The sequence below is a fragment of the Micromonospora sp. ABR4_055 genome (assembly GCF_056160425.1).
On sequence record NZ_JBSWXD010000075.1, the window covers coordinates 15,124 to 29,960 of the forward strand.

General features: G+C 69.1%; 19 protein-coding genes and 1 tRNA gene. 16 read left to right on the plus strand and 4 right to left on the minus strand.

The features are described 5' to 3' along the window. Positions 1-16 precede the first annotated feature (16 nt). Positions 17-202 carry a hypothetical protein gene (locus ACXAHD_RS18105; RefSeq protein ID WP_475051860.1) on the minus strand — a complete coding sequence of 62 codons (186 nt, stop codon included), beginning with the start codon at positions 200-202 and terminating at the stop codon, positions 17-19. 427 nt (positions 203-629) lie between these two features. Here ACXAHD_RS18105 and ACXAHD_RS18110 point away from each other — a divergent pair, with 427 nt between their 5' ends. From ACXAHD_RS18110 to ACXAHD_RS18150, 9 genes are all read left to right on the plus strand, one after another. Beyond that, the gene (locus tag ACXAHD_RS18110) at positions 630-1,313 is read left to right on the plus strand and encodes a GOLPH3/VPS74 family protein (protein WP_475051864.1); all 684 of its coding nucleotides are present in this window, start codon (positions 630-632) and stop codon (positions 1,311-1,313) included. A gap of 101 nt (positions 1,314-1,414) precedes the next feature. Beyond that, complete coding sequence (locus ACXAHD_RS18115; protein ID WP_475051867.1) at positions 1,415-2,935, plus strand: APC family permease; 1,521 nt, start codon at positions 1,415-1,417, stop codon at positions 2,933-2,935. Then, positions 2,932-3,567: a GNAT family N-acetyltransferase gene (locus tag ACXAHD_RS18120; protein ID WP_475051870.1), complete on the plus strand. Its 636-nt coding sequence runs from the start codon at positions 2,932-2,934 to the stop codon at positions 3,565-3,567. Before ACXAHD_RS18115 ends, ACXAHD_RS18120 begins: the two co-directional genes overlap by 4 nt. Positions 3,568-3,629: 62 nt before the next feature. After that, positions 3,630-4,427, plus strand: coding sequence for an SAM-dependent methyltransferase (locus ACXAHD_RS18125; protein ID WP_475051873.1), 798 nt, complete (start codon positions 3,630-3,632; stop codon positions 4,425-4,427). A 128-nt stretch (positions 4,428-4,555) separates the two neighbouring features. Beyond that, complete coding sequence (locus ACXAHD_RS18130) at positions 4,556-4,852, plus strand: hypothetical protein (RefSeq protein ID WP_475051876.1); 297 nt, start codon at positions 4,556-4,558, stop codon at positions 4,850-4,852. Then, positions 4,845-5,339: a hypothetical protein gene (locus ACXAHD_RS18135; RefSeq protein ID WP_475051878.1), complete on the plus strand. Its 495-nt coding sequence runs from the start codon at positions 4,845-4,847 to the stop codon at positions 5,337-5,339. Before ACXAHD_RS18130 ends, ACXAHD_RS18135 begins: the two co-directional genes overlap by 8 nt. 93 nt (positions 5,340-5,432) lie before the next feature. Beyond that, positions 5,433-6,191 (plus strand): thiamine-phosphate kinase, encoded by a 759-nt coding sequence (locus ACXAHD_RS18140; RefSeq protein WP_475051880.1) that lies wholly within the window; start codon positions 5,433-5,435, stop codon positions 6,189-6,191. After that, a complete protein-coding gene (locus tag ACXAHD_RS18145) occupies positions 6,188-6,886 on the plus strand; it encodes a hypothetical protein (protein ID WP_475051885.1) in 699 nt (232 codons plus the stop codon). Before ACXAHD_RS18140 ends, ACXAHD_RS18145 begins: the two co-directional genes overlap by 4 nt. A 971-nt stretch (positions 6,887-7,857) precedes the next feature. Further along, entirely contained in the window at positions 7,858-8,118 is a 261-nt protein-coding gene (locus tag ACXAHD_RS18150) for a hypothetical protein (protein WP_281552225.1), read from the plus strand. 402 nt (positions 8,119-8,520) lie between these two features. On the opposite strand, the gene ACXAHD_RS18155 is transcribed toward ACXAHD_RS18150, so the two are convergent. Next, positions 8,521-8,596, minus strand: a tRNA-Lys gene (locus tag ACXAHD_RS18155). Positions 8,597-8,979: 383 nt separating this feature from the next. On the opposite strand from ACXAHD_RS18155, the gene ACXAHD_RS18160 reads away from it, so the two are divergent. The 7 genes from ACXAHD_RS18160 to ACXAHD_RS18190 all read left to right on the plus strand — a co-directional run bounded on the left by ACXAHD_RS18160 (position 8,980) and on the right by ACXAHD_RS18190 (position 13,306). Further along, a complete protein-coding gene (locus ACXAHD_RS18160; protein WP_475051891.1) occupies positions 8,980-9,372 on the plus strand; it encodes a tyrosine-type recombinase/integrase in 393 nt (130 codons plus the stop codon). Beyond that, complete coding sequence (locus ACXAHD_RS18165; RefSeq protein WP_475051894.1) at positions 9,369-9,749, plus strand: hypothetical protein; 381 nt, start codon at positions 9,369-9,371, stop codon at positions 9,747-9,749. Before ACXAHD_RS18160 ends, ACXAHD_RS18165 begins: the two co-directional genes overlap by 4 nt. 48 nt (positions 9,750-9,797) lie before the next feature. Beyond that, a complete protein-coding gene (locus ACXAHD_RS18170; protein WP_475051913.1) occupies positions 9,798-9,977 on the plus strand; it encodes a hypothetical protein in 180 nt (59 codons plus the stop codon). After that, positions 9,970-10,794, plus strand: a complete 825-nt coding sequence (locus ACXAHD_RS18175; protein ID WP_475051907.1) for a DUF4238 domain-containing protein — start codon at positions 9,970-9,972, stop codon at positions 10,792-10,794. The genes ACXAHD_RS18170 and ACXAHD_RS18175 overlap by 8 nt, the downstream gene beginning before the upstream one ends. Before the next feature lie 182 nt (positions 10,795-10,976). Further along, a complete protein-coding gene (locus ACXAHD_RS18180) occupies positions 10,977-11,807 on the plus strand; it encodes a tetratricopeptide repeat protein (RefSeq protein WP_475051896.1) in 831 nt (276 codons plus the stop codon). A gap of 454 nt (positions 11,808-12,261) precedes the next feature. Further along, positions 12,262-12,990, plus strand: a complete 729-nt coding sequence (locus ACXAHD_RS18185; RefSeq protein WP_475051910.1) for a transposase — start codon at positions 12,262-12,264, stop codon at positions 12,988-12,990. Further along, the gene (locus ACXAHD_RS18190; RefSeq protein ID WP_475051899.1) at positions 12,941-13,306 is read left to right on the plus strand and encodes an ISL3 family transposase; all 366 of its coding nucleotides are present in this window, start codon (positions 12,941-12,943) and stop codon (positions 13,304-13,306) included. Before ACXAHD_RS18185 ends, ACXAHD_RS18190 begins: the two co-directional genes overlap by 50 nt. A gap of 135 nt (positions 13,307-13,441) precedes the next feature. Here the strand turns inward: ACXAHD_RS18190 and ACXAHD_RS18195 are convergent, their stop codons facing one another. Continuing rightward, positions 13,442-13,906, minus strand: a complete 465-nt coding sequence (locus tag ACXAHD_RS18195) for a hypothetical protein (protein WP_475051901.1) — start codon at positions 13,904-13,906, stop codon at positions 13,442-13,444. Beyond that, on the minus strand, positions 13,903-14,837 hold a 935-nt coding region (locus ACXAHD_RS18200), incomplete at its 5' end, for a hypothetical protein (protein ID WP_475051904.1). The genes ACXAHD_RS18200 and ACXAHD_RS18195, both read right to left, overlap by 4 nt.

The following is a 14,837-nucleotide window of genomic DNA, read 5'->3' on the forward strand; positions in this document are numbered from 1 at the left end:
CGGTACCCGTTGGGCGCTAGTCAGTTGGTGTCCTCGACCGCCTGCCGTGCCGGTGTCCCCCCCACCCACACAACCAGCCCAACCACAGCCTCCCCCCCGAAAGTGTAGCCACGCTCCTCCCCCCCCCCCCCCCCCCCCCCCCCCCCCTCCCCCCCCCCCCCCCCCCCCCCCCCCCCCCCCAGGCCCGATCACGGTCTCTCACTGGAAGGTGTAGCCATGTCGCTGACCTCTGCACTCGCAGTGGCCGTCGCCTGCGCACTGGTGGGCACCATCGCGGGTTTTGCGCTGTGCAGGTGTCGGCACCGATGGTGCCCCGACTGCGGGCAGACGCTGCGGTGCCCGGACTGCACCGCGTCCCGCTCACACAATCTGGGCCATCCCGCGCAGGCACGGGCACCTAAGCCGGCAGGGCGACGATGGTCAATCTCGCGCCTGCAGCTCGTACACGTGCGGAGGGCTGACCCGGTGGCGGCAGCCGATGGCATGGGTGGGCAGACCCTTCTCGGGCAACGCCCGTACGCCGCAGCCAGGGCTCGAGCAGCGCCGGCGTCGTGCCCTGGCCCTCTGAGTCAGCCGTCACCTTTCACCATCCCTTCGCTTTGGCGCGGCTGGACAAGGAACGGTCGGCGATGACCGTCTACCAGTCCGGGACTCATCGGCGGTCGGTGTTGTCGGTGCCGGTTGATCGTCGGTTGTTGGCGGATGAGTTCTTCCTGATGGCGCATCACGACGTGTCGGGTCAGCTGCGGGTGGCGCCGCGGATCGCCGGGTTCGGGGCGACGGCTGCGGTGTTGGCGGACCTGGTGGTGGCGGGGGTGTTGGTGGTGACGCCGTCGGGGCATCTGGCGTGTCCGGAACCGGGGGTGCGGCTGGTCGGGTTGGAGCGGCAGATAGCGGCTTGGGTGGCGGCTGAGCCGGGTCAGCCGGTTCCGGTGTGGTTGGACGTTCTCGCGGATGTGTCGGTGCCGGCGATCGGTCAGCGGTTGTCCGATGCGGGGGTGGTGCGTCCGGTGCGGGTGCGGCGGCTGGTGACGGTCCGGACGGTGTGGGAGCCGGCGGACATGAATGTGGCGGCGTGGCCGTGGGCGCGGTTGTCGACGCGGATCGGTCGTGGTGACCGGTTGGACCAGTTCGACAGCGTTCTGGCGCGGTTGTGTGCGGCTGTTGGTGTTGAGGGCCGGTTCCTCGGCGGTGAGTCGCGGGCTCGGCGGCGTCTGGACCGGTTGTTGAGTCCGGTGCCGGCGCAGGTCGACGTCCTGTTGTGGGAGTTGTCGGCGGCGGTCGGCCGGGCTGTGTTGGGTGGCCGGACCTGACCACCGTCTGCCCTGTTCAGGCGTCTGCTCAGGCGCCCTGCCCGCCTTCTGTCTGACCTGCCTCCGTGTCGTCTGGTTCTTGTCTTTTCTTGGGGATTGTTGTGTCGGTTTCGTTTGGTGTGCCGCGTCCGCGTCGGGGTGGTGTCGCCGCCGCGTTGGCCCGGTCGCGGCTGGGTGTGCCGCAGGTGGTGTTCTTCGTCCTGGCGGCTGCGGCGCCGATGACGGTGGTGGCGTCGGCGGTGCCGACGGCGTATGCGGTGACCGGTCTGTCGGGGGTGCCGGTCGCCTATACGGCGACCGCTGTGGTGATGGTGGTGTTCGCGGTCGGCTATGTCGCGATGTCGCGGCATGTGGTCAACGCCGGGTCGATGTACTCGTACGTCGCGCACGCTCTCGGCCCGGCCTGTGGTGTGGCGGCGGCGTTCGTGGCGGTGGTGGCCTACAACCTGATGCAGATCGGCCTGTACGGGGCGTTCGGTGTCGTCACGGCCGCGACCGTGTCGGCGGTGGCCGGTGTCGGCGTGCCGTGGTGGGTGTGGGCTCTCGGCGGCTGGCTGGCGGTCGCGGTGCTGGGGTTGGCGCGGGTCGACCTCAACGGCCGGGTTCTGGGTGTGCTGCTGGTCGCGGAGGTCACCGTGGTGGTGGTCTTCGACACGGTCATGGCCGCCCACCCCGCCGGCGGGGGGCTGTCGGTGCACGGGTTGGCGCCGGGGCATCTGGCGGTGCCGGGGATGGCGGCGATCCTCGTCGGTGGGATCGCCGGCTACGTCGGTGTCGAGGCCACCACCGTGCTCGCGGAGGAGACCCGTGACCCCCGGCGTACGGTCGCGCACGCCACCTACACCGCGATCGCCGTCACCGCGATCCTCTACGCCGGGTCGGCGTGGGCGATGCAGACCGCCGCCGGCCCCGACCGCATCATCAACGAAGCCGCCCAGCATGGGCCGGAGTTGATGTTCGTGCTGGTCGACGGCCACCTCCCACGCCTGATCATCGACGTGGGCCGGCTGCTGCTGGTGACCAGCCTGTTCGCCGCCCTGCTGGCCTTCCACAACATGGTCGCCCGCTACCTGTTCGCGTTGGGCCGAGAACAGGTCCTTCCCGCCGCGCTGGGGCGTACCAGCGGGCGGACCGGGGCGCCGCGGCTCGGCTCGCTGGCCCAGACCGGTGTGGCCGGGCTGACCATCGCCGGCTACGCGCTGGCCGGCCTGGATCCGATCGTTCATCTGTTCTTCTGGTTGACCGTCACCGGCGGGCTGGGTGTGTTGATCCTGATGACCGCGACCAGCCTCGCCGTCATCATGTTCTTCCGTCACGACCGCCGGGGTGAGAGCCGCTGGTCCGTCACCGTCGCGCCCGCCGGGGCGTTCGTCGTGCTCGCCGTCATCCTTACCGGCACCCTGGCCGGGTTCGGTGACCTTCTCAACACCCCTGCCGGCTCACCCGTGCGGTGGGCGCTGCCCGGCCTCTACGCCGCCGCCGTCACCGCCGGTCTGGCATGGGCCGCCGTCCTGCACCGCACACGCCGCCACGTCTACGCCACGGTCGGCGCGGGCGCCGACGCCGCCACCCGCTCCACCACCCAACCGACCCCCGCCGCACGTAAGGAGATCCGTCGGTGACCACCACCCCCACCACGACCGTGATCCGTGTCGCCGACCGCCACGACATCCCCGCACTCACCGCGACCCTGGTCGAGGCGTTCGTCGACACCCCCGACGCCGTCTGGCTCATCCCCGACCCCGGCGAACGCCGACACGTCTACCAGCGACTCTGCCCGGCGATCCTCACCCACGCGATGACCTCGGGCACCGTGTACACCAGCGGCGACCACGCCGGCGCCGCCGTCTGGCTGCCCCACACCACCGCCCACGACCTCGATCCCCACCACACCGCCCTCATCGACCGCATCGCAGGCCAACACGCTCCACGGTTCGCCCGCCTCGCCGCCGCGCTGCACCACCACACCCCGCGCCGCCCCCACACCGACCTCGCCTACCTCGGCGTCACACCCGACAGGCAGCGCCACGGCATCGGCACCGCCCTGCTCGCCCACCGGCACACCATCTGCGACACCGCCGGCACCGGCGTCCACCTCGTCGCCACCACCACCGACGCCCGACGCCTCTACCAACGGCACGGCTACTACGACACCACACCGACGCCGGTGCACCTGCCCGACGGAGGACCACCCCTGTGGCCCATGTGGCGTCAACCCCACACCCGCGCTGTCGGCCCCGGCCGAGAGTCGTGACAGCCGTGCCCGCCACCGCCGTACGCAACCCGTTCGACCCATCCGGAGAGGCAAGCCCGGTCATGAGCGACACCGCGCCCACCACGAGGCAGGGCATCGACACCAGCGTCCCGCAGTCCGCCCGGGTCTGGAACTACTGGCTCGGCGGCAAGGACAACTTCGCCGCCGACCGCCAGATCGGAGACCGGATCAGAGCGGCGAACCCGCACATCGCCGAGATCGCGCTCGCGCAACGCGCGTTCCTCGTCCGGGCCGTCACCCACCTCGCCCACGCCGGTGTCCGCCAGTTCCTCGACATCGGCACCGGCCTGCCCACCGCCGACAACACCCATCAGGTCGCCCAGACACTCGCACCCGAATCCCGCATCGTCTACGTCGACCACGACCCCCTCGTCCTCGCCCACGCCCGCGCCCTGCTCACCAGCACCGCGAACGGCGCCACCGACTACATCGACGCCGACCTGACCGACCCCGACGCGATCCTGTCCCAGGCCGCCCACACCCTCGACTTCGACCAACCCGTCGCCCTGATCCTGCTCGGCGTCACCGCCCACCTCACCGACGACACCCAGGCGTACGCCATCGTGCGCCGTCTCGTCGACGCCGTCCCCGCCGGCAGCTACCTCGCCCTGTGCGACGACACCAACGTCATCCACCCCGCGCCGATGGACGACATGGTCCGCCAGTGGAACGCCAGCGGCGAAAACCCCCGCGTCAACCGCACCCCCGACACTATCGCCGGCTTCTTCCACGGACTCGAACTCCTGGAACCCGGCGTCGTCTCCGTCACCCGCTGGCGACCCGACACCGCCCACACCGTCGACGTCGACGACTTCGGAGGACTCGCCCGTAAACCCTGACCGGCATCGGCCACGCCACCGACCGGCGGCGGATCCCCCTCGAGCCACCGACAGCGACCGGAACCACACCCACAACCAGGCGACACCCACCTCGCCCACGCACCCTCCCCGAGGACGGAACACCACCCATGACCATCACACCCACCTACCCACCCGCACCGGCACGGGCCCACCCGTCAGCGGACGTCACCACCGACGCCATCCTCGCCCTGCACACCCCCGACGACGACACCCTCATGTGCGCGCAGTGCCGCTTCGAGGGACGACTCACCCCACACCCCTGCACCCACCGTCGATGGGCCGACGCCGTCGACCGCTCCACACCCACCCCCGACACCCTCATCGTCCTCGGACTCCTCGGCCCGCAGGACCAGCCACCGCCGACGGCCGGCAACCCGCCGACGGAAGGCACCCCTGATGGCTGATGAACTCCGCCTGATCAGCGCCGCCGTCATCGCCCCAGCCGAGGCGCTGGAAATCGTACGGCCGCTGCTCGGGGCCGAGCCCGTCGACGGGGGACTCGCCCGCGACCGCCACCGGCTCACCGCCTACGCCCGCGGCGTCGACCACGACGACGCCGAGACCGTCACCGACTACGGCGTTCCCGACGCCCGGCTGATGCTGGTAGTCCGCTTCACTCCCACCGCCGACAACAGCCCACCCGACGACCCCCACGGCGACAACACCCTGCGCGACATCCTCACCACCGTCCTCGCCCTGATCCGCACCACCGCGGCCGATGCCGTCCTGACCTGCACCGACGACATCGTGCTACGCCACCACGGCGGCCGGACCGCCCTGGAACCGACCTGGCCCGGCTGGACCGAGATCCCCACCCTGCGCGACATCCCCGCCCAACACCGGACCAACACCACCAACCATCCACGCGACGACCCACCCGGGGACCCGTGACACCCGGCAACCGCCGCGAAGAGCGAGGCCACGGCCACTCCGCTACGGCCGACCCACCCTCAGCGACATCTCCACCATCCTGGGAGCGCACCGATGACCCGCGAAGCCAGCTTCTCCATGGCCGGCATCCACCAGGCCTGCACCGACCTCGGCACCCTCAACGTCGGCGGCGACATCGGCAACGCCGAACGCATCGTGCTCTCCGCGTCCGCGATCGGCATCTGCCGCACCGGCACCGCCCTCACCCGCCGCGGCGCCCAACCCGGCGACCACCTCTGCGTCACCGGCCCCTGCGGCCTCCTCGGCGCCGCCGTCGCCTACTTCCCCCGGCGCGACGCCAACAGCTGGACACTGCCCGACAACACCGAACACGACCTGCTCACCCACTGGCGCCGCCCCCGCCCCCGGGTCGCCGAAGGCCGGCTGCTGTCCACCGGCGGCTACGCCACCGCCTGCCAGGACACCTCCGACGGCCTGCGCGCCACCATCGAACAACTCGCCACCGCCAGCGACGTCGGCTTCACCATCACCGCCGACGACATCGCCGTCCACCCCGCCGTCAGCGCCGTCGCCAAACTGATCGGCACCGACGACCTCACCCTCGCCATGAGCGCATCGGCCGACTTCCAACTCGCCTTCACCGTCCCCGACGACCGGCTCGACGCCTGCCGCGACGCCTTCGACCGCAACGGCCTCACCCTCGACGTCATCGGCCGCGCCACCCCACCCGCCGACGGCGTCACCTACCTCACCCGCGACGGCAGCAGAACCGAACTACCCGGCGTCGCCTGGAAACACCAGAGCACCGACATCAGCACCCTCGTCACCGGCCGCAGCGAGGAAGGGCGATGAACCCCACCGCCGGCAGGCGGAGCGTCCTCGCCGCGTGTGTGGCCGCCGCCGTGCTCGTGGGCGTCACCGGCGCGTGCGGGACCGACGACAAGGGCCCGCGGCCCGACCCGACACCGCCGTATGACCAGATGCCCATGAACCTGTGCACCCGGCTGCGGTCGGATGACCTGTTCCGGCGATTCGGGCTCGCCCTCGTTCCCGCCCGCGACCACCACACGGCCTACAGCGTGGGCCGGACCCACTGGTCGGCGGACTGCGCCTTCGTCGCCCACGCCCCCGACGGGCGTCTCACCACCAAACTCGGCGCATTCGAACCGGTCGGCGGGGTACAGGTCCGGGTCTACGACGACGTGTCAGGCGCGGTCGAGGCGTACAACCAGGACGCCGCCCGCTACGTCGACCTGTGGAAGGACACCACACCCGGCACCACCACCGCCGACCTCACCGGCTGGTGGGAAGACAGCGGCCTATCATTCGAAACCGTCCAGGACCTGGACGCGAACAGCACCACCGCCGGCGGTGGCCTCGGAGCCACCCGGATCGACATCACTCACCTCGTCCGCGACGAGAACCTGATCGTGATGGCATACGTGCAAGCGCTGACACCGACCGCAGAGACGGACACGGCGCTCGCACTCCTGCACGACCTCACCGACACGCTGACCGACGAGACAGCCAGACGCCTCGGCCGCTAGCCAGACGCGCCAACCCACCAGACCCACGAGGTACAAGGTTGGAACCACCACCATCGCCTGCCGGGGCCGCAGGCCAGCGACCGAGCCGCACCACGGCCACGAGGTCGCGACCACGTCACCGGTGTCGGGCATCCCGAGCGGCCGTTCGTCGACTGACCCGACCGCGGCCGCCCGCACGGCAACGGCGACCGGTACGCCGTCGACGTGACACTCCCACCCCTTCCCGGAAACAACCACGTTCGACATCTACGGGGGACTGGACAGGGAAGCAACCCGATCACACCCGGATCACCACCATGGACGCAGCCCAGGTCGCGGATGAGTTCACGACAGCAGGAAGACGACGGCCCGTACTTGCGGGACCCCTGGAGTGGCCATCCGCGCTCGACAGGACCCAGGCAGAAGACCGATGCCGGCGGCCCCAGCCCGACGCGCCGCCACCGCGATCGCGCCCACCAGCGCCCGCCGGCCACACGGCCCGACCGACCGATATAGGGGAAGGAGGACCTTTGGCCGCGGTGATGGTGGACTACCACGGCCACCGCGAGCCGTTGCCCGACCCGGGCCGCGCCGCCGAGTTTGTTCGCCGGCCAGGCTGAGTCGATCATGGCCCACGGTGGAACCGGCCAGACCATCTGGATCGGCCCCGTGGACGGGCCAGCTCAGCTGCGGATCGACGTCGACACGCGCGTCAACCGGGCCGCAGTGTGCTGGCTCCCGGACGGCACGCGGGGCATCGAGCGCGAACCCGGCGGCCCGATCACGGTTGTCGAATCGCCCGACTCCGGCCTGGTCACCGTACCCGCCGTCCTGGCCCGGGTCAGTGTCGCCGCCGCCGGCCGCGCCGTCGCCGAGTACACCGCCACGGGCCGCCGGCCCACCTGCCTCACCCGGCGGTCAGAGCACCAACGACCCGGGGTGATGCCGGGCAGGGGTCGGGGCGGCGCGATCGACTCTTGCGGGAGATCGACATGGAGATGGTGCCGCGCCGCCCGACCGCAGCATATCGGCAGGCCGCGTCGAGCACCTCGGGCTCACGGCCGTTCGGGTCCACCAGCCCCGCCCGGTGCGCGGGATTGTGGGCGGTCAGGCCCAGGCCGCACGCCGACGGCCGACCCGTCGCGTACCTGGGTGGGGCGTTCTTCACCACGTGGCGGTTCTTCACCACGGCCGTCGATGGCATCTCTGACCCGAACGCCGCGCCGATCGTCGACGCGCAGGTCGCCAACTGACTCCGCACCCAGCGGCTGGCGTCTCTCCGCGTGAACAAGACGCCCGACGACGAGCGGTACCTGGAGCTGCTGAAGGACCGGGCCAGCGGACAAGGCGCGCGCCAGCGGTGCGGCCGTGATGTCGCCGACCACGACCAACCGCAGCCGGAAGTTGACGAACTTCTACATGAAGCCGCCCGGAACGGCCGGGTTGCACCCGGCGGCGAGCATGGCCACCCGGCCGGCCTTCCCCCGCTCTGCGTACCACACCCTGCAGTCCGGCTGCAGCCGTCGACGCCGACCGTGGTCGTGGGCGTCTTGGGTGTTCGCTGGGTGCTCCCCGCATAGCGGGTCATATCCGGCAAATCTGGCCAGATAAAGGGTGGGCCAATCATCGATTGATTGCTATTTTCCCAGGTCATGTGGTGGGCCGCCTGGGACTCGAACCCAGAACCTAAGGATTAAAAGTCCTCAGCTCTGCCGATTGAGCTAACGGCCCGTCAAGGGCCAACCCTACTCCGCCTGGCCGCGGCTGCTGCATCCGCCCGTCTGCTGCCCGGGTCTGGGGCTGTCGCGGCTGACGGGTGACGGCGGGTGACGTGTCGGGCGATCTTGGTGTCCTCAGTCGCGGGTTGGGGTCGTCCGGGGGTTGGTGTGGTCGGAGGCTGGGAGGTGGTGTCGGCGGTTCGGGTCGGTCAGGCGGCCTGTGTGCGTCGGCGGCGGGGAACCAGCGCGGCGGCGGCCTCTGCTTTGTCCCGCTCGACCTGGAGTTCGACGATGACGGATGTGTAGACACCGCACTCGCACATCTGTCATCGGGAGAACAACCCGAACCGGGCCGCGGCCAAGACGAAGTGGCCGTGGTCGCTGGAGGACGGCACGGTGCGGGGCGGGCTGATCAAGCGGGTCAGCCCGGCGATGATCCACACCTACTTCGAGTACGTGACCACCGAGTACCCGGCCGGCGCGCAGCACGGGATGCTGTTGGTGCAACCGACTGGACCGGCCGCTGGCCAACCGTGGGCTGCGGTCGCCGCACGGCGGATGCTGCGCCGGGCCGGGCACCGTGCGGGGCTCGGCACGGTGCTGCCCCACGCCTTCCGGCACTCGTTCGCCACGGCGGTCCTGGACGCCGCTGGCGGAAATCTGATGATCGTCCGGGATGCTGGTGGCTGGGCCTCCACGGCGGTGGTCGACGAGATCTACGCGCATGTCGACATCACCGACCCGGCGTTCAGCGCCGTCCTGCGCAGGGTGTGGGGTGAGCCGGGATGACCGCCGCCATTGTGCCGACGCTGCGGGTCCTCACCCCGCCGCACGGCGGCCGGGACACTCGGGTGGGCCGGGACCGCCTGGAGCTGCTGGCCGCCCTGATCGGCGGGCCACGCTTCGATCCGCTGCTGCGCCCGGACCTGATCGTGCTGCCCCGCGAGCACCCGGTGTTCGGCTGGGGCTGCCGGGTCGCCGGCTGCTTGCGCGCCCGCCAGGACAACAAGGACCTGTGCAACGGCCATACGGAGCTGCTCGCCGAGGCACGCGCAGGAGGGCTTGACCGTGCGGCGTTCCTGCGCGGCGCGCAGCCGTTGGACGAGAGCGAGAACGTCGAACCACCACCGTGCCGGATCTGCCAGGTCCGGCCATCGCGCATGTAGTCGCAGCCGTTTCCCGCCGGGCTTGGCCCGGAGGACTTCTTGCGGCACATGGCGTCCCCGCGCGCCGAGATGCCGGCACGGGTACGTCACCAGCACGTCGTGTCGCAGGTGGTGTTGCGGCGCTTCGGCACCGCCGATCGCAACAACGGCTGCGAGCTGCGGGCGGCGGCGCTGGAGTTCGGCCGATCAGAGCCCCCGGGGCGTCAAGGGCTGCGGCGCGATCGATGACTTCGTTCCGGCCGCGTCAGCGTCCGCCGAGCGGCTCTGGCAGCAGGTCGAGACCCGGCTCGGCGCCGCGATCGATGCGGCGGAGGCCGGGGCGGTGTTCGGCAGCGCCGAGCACATGGACGTGATCAAGAACGCTGTCGCGTTGCACTTCATGCGCAGCGTGCACCTGCTGCTGGCGCATTACCACGCCGCCGCGCAGGTATGGGACCTGCTGCGTCGGTCCGTCGTCACCCGTGCGGGTGATCTTCTCCGAGCGCACTTCTTCGACATCACAGGTGTCCACGCTGCTGGTCCGTGGGCGCTGGAAGCCGCATTCGACGACCTCGCCTGGCAGCGGATCGACGAACTGCTCGACGGGCTGAGCTTCCGTTCCCGGGTCGAGCAGAATGTCGCTCGGATGAGCGATTGGCTCACCACCGCGTCGCTGCAGCTGCTCCGGGCGCCGTCGCCGTTGTACGTCAGTGATACCCCCGTGATCCTCGCGGCGGCTGGCCGCACCCGCCATGGGCTGGCTGGCGGCCTTGGCCTTGGCGGCACCGAAGAGATCCTCATGCCGTTGACGTCACGACTGACGGTGCGGCTGTCCGCCGATGGTGCCGGATACACCGATGTCGACGACGCCGAGGTCAATCAGCTCAACGTGCTGCAGCTGGCGAACGCCTACCGGTACCTGTATGCCGCGCCGTCGGAGCCCGTGGACGCGTTCGTCGATGCCAACCGTGCGGCCTGGCCGCGACCGCCGCAGATCGACACTGCCAAGGACACGGTGCGACAACTGCTTCGCACTCTGCCACGGCTGTCCCGAACGGGACCGTAGGCTGCCGGCAGTCATGGTGCATCGCGGCCTCCGACGGAGGAGCGCCCCGGCCAGAACCCGGCTGCGACACCGGTGTGGCTGCGCTTTTCGGGGTCGACCACGCGGATTGTGGGACACGACCGCTGGTGCCTGATCGCCCTCCCTGAGGGCTCGTACGCACGACATCGTGAAGGAGTCAGGTGATGGGGTTCGGTTCCCAGGACGGCAGCGACGCGGGTGCGTTGTCGCCGAGGCAAGCGCGGATCGTCGCGCAGCTCGCCCGACTGGTGAGCCGCGGCGCGGCGGACTTCTTCCATGACGCGTGCCGGATGGTGACCGAGACGCCGCCGCATCCCAGCGGCACGCACCTGATCAGCCACGCCCTGCGGGAAGTCGACAGCGCGTTGCGGTACGTCCTGGAGGCGCACGCGGTACCTGAGAAGGCCGGCACCGTGGAGCCGGGTGAGTGCGAGGCATGCGGGCGTGAAATGGGCGGGCATTTGCGCAGCGTCACGGCCGCGTGTCAGGCACTCGAGCTACCGAACGACCATCCGGTCGCGGTGGTCTGGCGGGAGCAGACCGTACGGTCGTCGTCGAACCTCGCCGGTCGCGCGCATCGGCACGCCCTCGAACGGCCACGACCGGTCGACCGGGAGTTCCTGGCGTTCTTCACCCGGATGGAGGACCTGCTCCGCAACGCACTGGGACCAGAAGCACCCCAGACGATCTTCGTCCTGTCCGCTCTCGCCGGCGCGCTGTGGTCGGCAGGGCGCTTCTCACAAGCAGTAAGCCTAGGCGAGGAGGCGTGGACAATCCGCAGCCGACTGCTCGGTCCCCGCCACCCCGACACGCTCGGTGTTGGTGCCCGACGGGCAGTTCGAGCTGTTGCCTCAGATCCTGCCACCCTTCCTGCATGCGCTCACCGGCCTGCCCACCCCCGCCGAGCCCTCGTGACCTCCCGCTCCGGCCTCGACGCGACTCGATCCGCCAGCGTCACGACTGGGAGCAAAATGTTGGCACCGTCAATGCGTTGATGGACCAGAGACAGCAGAGGGCGTTGAGGATTTTGGCTCGGCCAGCGCCATCCGGCGGAGAGCTTCTGCGCGGCCTGGCGAAACATCACGTACACGCGCTTGCGTAGCTTGACGACGACTACCAGGCGAGTGACGCGCGAACCGGGCGGCGTCGTTCACCTGCCTCACCACGCAGTGCCGGCGGCAGACGTTCGTCGAGCAGGTGCCTGGGCTGACCCGACGGTACGCCCGGCACACCATCAAGGCGGCAGGCGACCTGGAAGCGGTCGCCGTGGCATTGGGCGGTCGACCCGGCACCCGGATGGCGCAACGGTTGGCGGCGTCCGTGTCCCGGACGACGTTGATCCGGATGATCCGGCGGATGCCCGACCCGCCGACGGTGACGCCGACGGTGCCGGGCGTGGACGACTTCGCCCGCCGTCGTGGTCACCGGTACGCGACCGTACTGCTCGACATGCAGACCCGCCGGCCGATCGACGTACTGCCCGACCGCACCGCCGACACCCTCGCCGACTGGCTGCGCGAGCACCCCGGGGTCCAGGTCATCTGCAGGGATCGCGGTGGCAGCTACGCCGAGGGTGCCCGACGAGGAGCACCCGACGCCATCCAGATCGCCGACCGCTGGCACTTGCTTGAAGAACCTGAGCGACGCGGTGGAGAAGGTCGTCGCCCGGCACCGCCGGTGCCTACGCGAGAACACCGATCCGACACCTACCAGGCTTGCGCCCACCGCAACGGAGCAGGTCATGACCGGACGACGCGCGGCGAACACCCGCCACCGCCACACCGCCGTGCACACCCTTCGGTCCGAAGGACTGTCCATCAGAGCGACGGCCCGCCGGCTCGAGATGAGCGTCGGGACCGTCCGCAAGTACGCCCGCGCCGCCACCGCCGAGGACTTGATCGGCCCGAACGCCAGCAGCCGACCCAGCGTTCTCGCTCCGTTCCACCCCTACCTGCGGCAACGGCTCGCCGAGGGCGTCCACCGGACAGCCGATCTGCACGCCGAGATCCTGGCCCTCAGCTACCAGGGCAGCCTGCGCGTACTACGGGTCTGGCTCACCATCAACCGCACCCGCAATGCTCCCGTCGTCGTCCGGGTGCCGTCCGCGCGACGGATCACCGCGTGGATCATGCGTCCCGGGCACAAACTCACCGACGACGACCGCGCCGACCTTGCTGACGCCCGCTGCCGCTGCCCGGACCTCGACACCCTCACCAGCCTCGCCCGCGGGTTCACCGCCCTGGTCCGCCACCAAGGCACCGGACAACACCTCGACGCCTGGATCGACCGCGCCAGACACGGAGGACATCCCGAGCTGAAGGGCTTCGCCGCCGGTTTAGTCAGCGACCGCGACGCCGTCGTCGCAGGCCTCACCCAGCCCTGGAGCTCAGGCCCGGTCGAAGGCCACGTCAACCGCATCAAAACGATCAAGCGGCAGATGTACGGCCGCGCCAACCTCGACCTCCTACGCAAACGCGTCCTCGCCACTGCATGAACCACCAGCCACAGAATGTGCGCCAGAGCCAGTTTTCAGGAAGCGGCGACAACCTGGTGGTAGGAGACGACGCATCGCCCCGCGACCTGCTGCGCCTTCTAAAAACACGGCCTAGATCGATCAAAATTTGCGAGGTCAAGAGTCCCAATGATCGGCTTGTGCGTCGCAGAGTACGTCGACTCTGAGGACGACCAGAGAGCCGTCCATGACACCCGCACGCTGCGAGGGCGTCAACCGATCACCGCCAGCATATTCTGCGGAAGGCGATTCCAGCCTGTGCAGCCATACCGAGCAGTCGCCTGTGTCATCCGCATGCCCCTTACCTTCGGCTACATACTTGAAGGACCCGTCCGAGTAGCCGTCCGGCTCCACCGACAGGACCAGACCCGGGCCAGAAACCGAATCAACGATGTCGGCCGTCGCCGGACCGACATACACTCCAGTGGCGCCATTCGCATACTCCTCACGAGTCAACTCGAATCCGGCTACAGAAATCATGCGCCGGTAATTGATCGACTCGTTGGTTTGCGACGAGCACGCAGGTAGCCCGGAAAAAGCCAGCACGGACAACAGAACAGCCACCAGACGTTTCGTGGTCAACAACTAAAAACACCTGACCTACAAATCAGCTCGTCCGAGGTCTGCATGTACCGGCCGATCGTCGCAGCATACGTGGAACCCATAGGACCGAAACTCCCTCCCCTACGAGCCAAATCGCAGTTATCCGTTCCAATGTTATATATTCCACCGGCGACTTGTTGCGGTGTCCATACGGCTTGCATGCTCGCCGGAGCGCTTTCCTCTGCTAATTCCTGGTAGTCGGCGAGAGCGTAGGCGGTCACCTTGATCGCGAGAGAGTTGTCGTTAATGAGGTCGATCCATTCAACGGAACCTAGTGCTTCTGGATGCTTTTCTTTGACCGCATTAAAGGTCTTTTCCTGAATATTTCCCCATCCGATCGACGGAGGATTGTATCCCTCACCCTTTTTGAATCCAGTTACCCAGCCGACAAGATCCTTGATCGGGCCGTAGACACCAAGCTTATCTGCAGCAACGGTGGCCGTCTGCACCAACCTATCAATCGGACCAAGCGCCTCAGAGTTTGCCACCTCTGCCATAAGCACTGCCAGTACAAGCCTTGGATCGACACCGGCTTCCGCTCCGTATCGGACAGCGTCGACCATCCAGGCGGCCGGACCCCCACATCCGTTGCGATTATCGGAGCCGTCCGAGCAGTGCGACGGGAAGAGTCGTTTGAGGGCCGTCGCCCAGTTGGCGTTCCACTTCGGAGCGAGCGGCGTATTTCCCCAACTTGAAGTGCGGTCGTGCCCACGTTCACACGACTTGATGCTCGAGCAACTCCCCTTCTGGTCGGTGGTCTCGTGTTTTCCACCGCCGCCCGCGTCATCCTCCTGGACGGTATTGGTGGCGAGGGGCCTGAGCCTCGATCCACCGATGAAGGTCGGACCGGCAGGACCCCGGCTATAGAAAGTGCCCTCTGAACTGGAAGGATAGGAGTTCTGACGCTTCT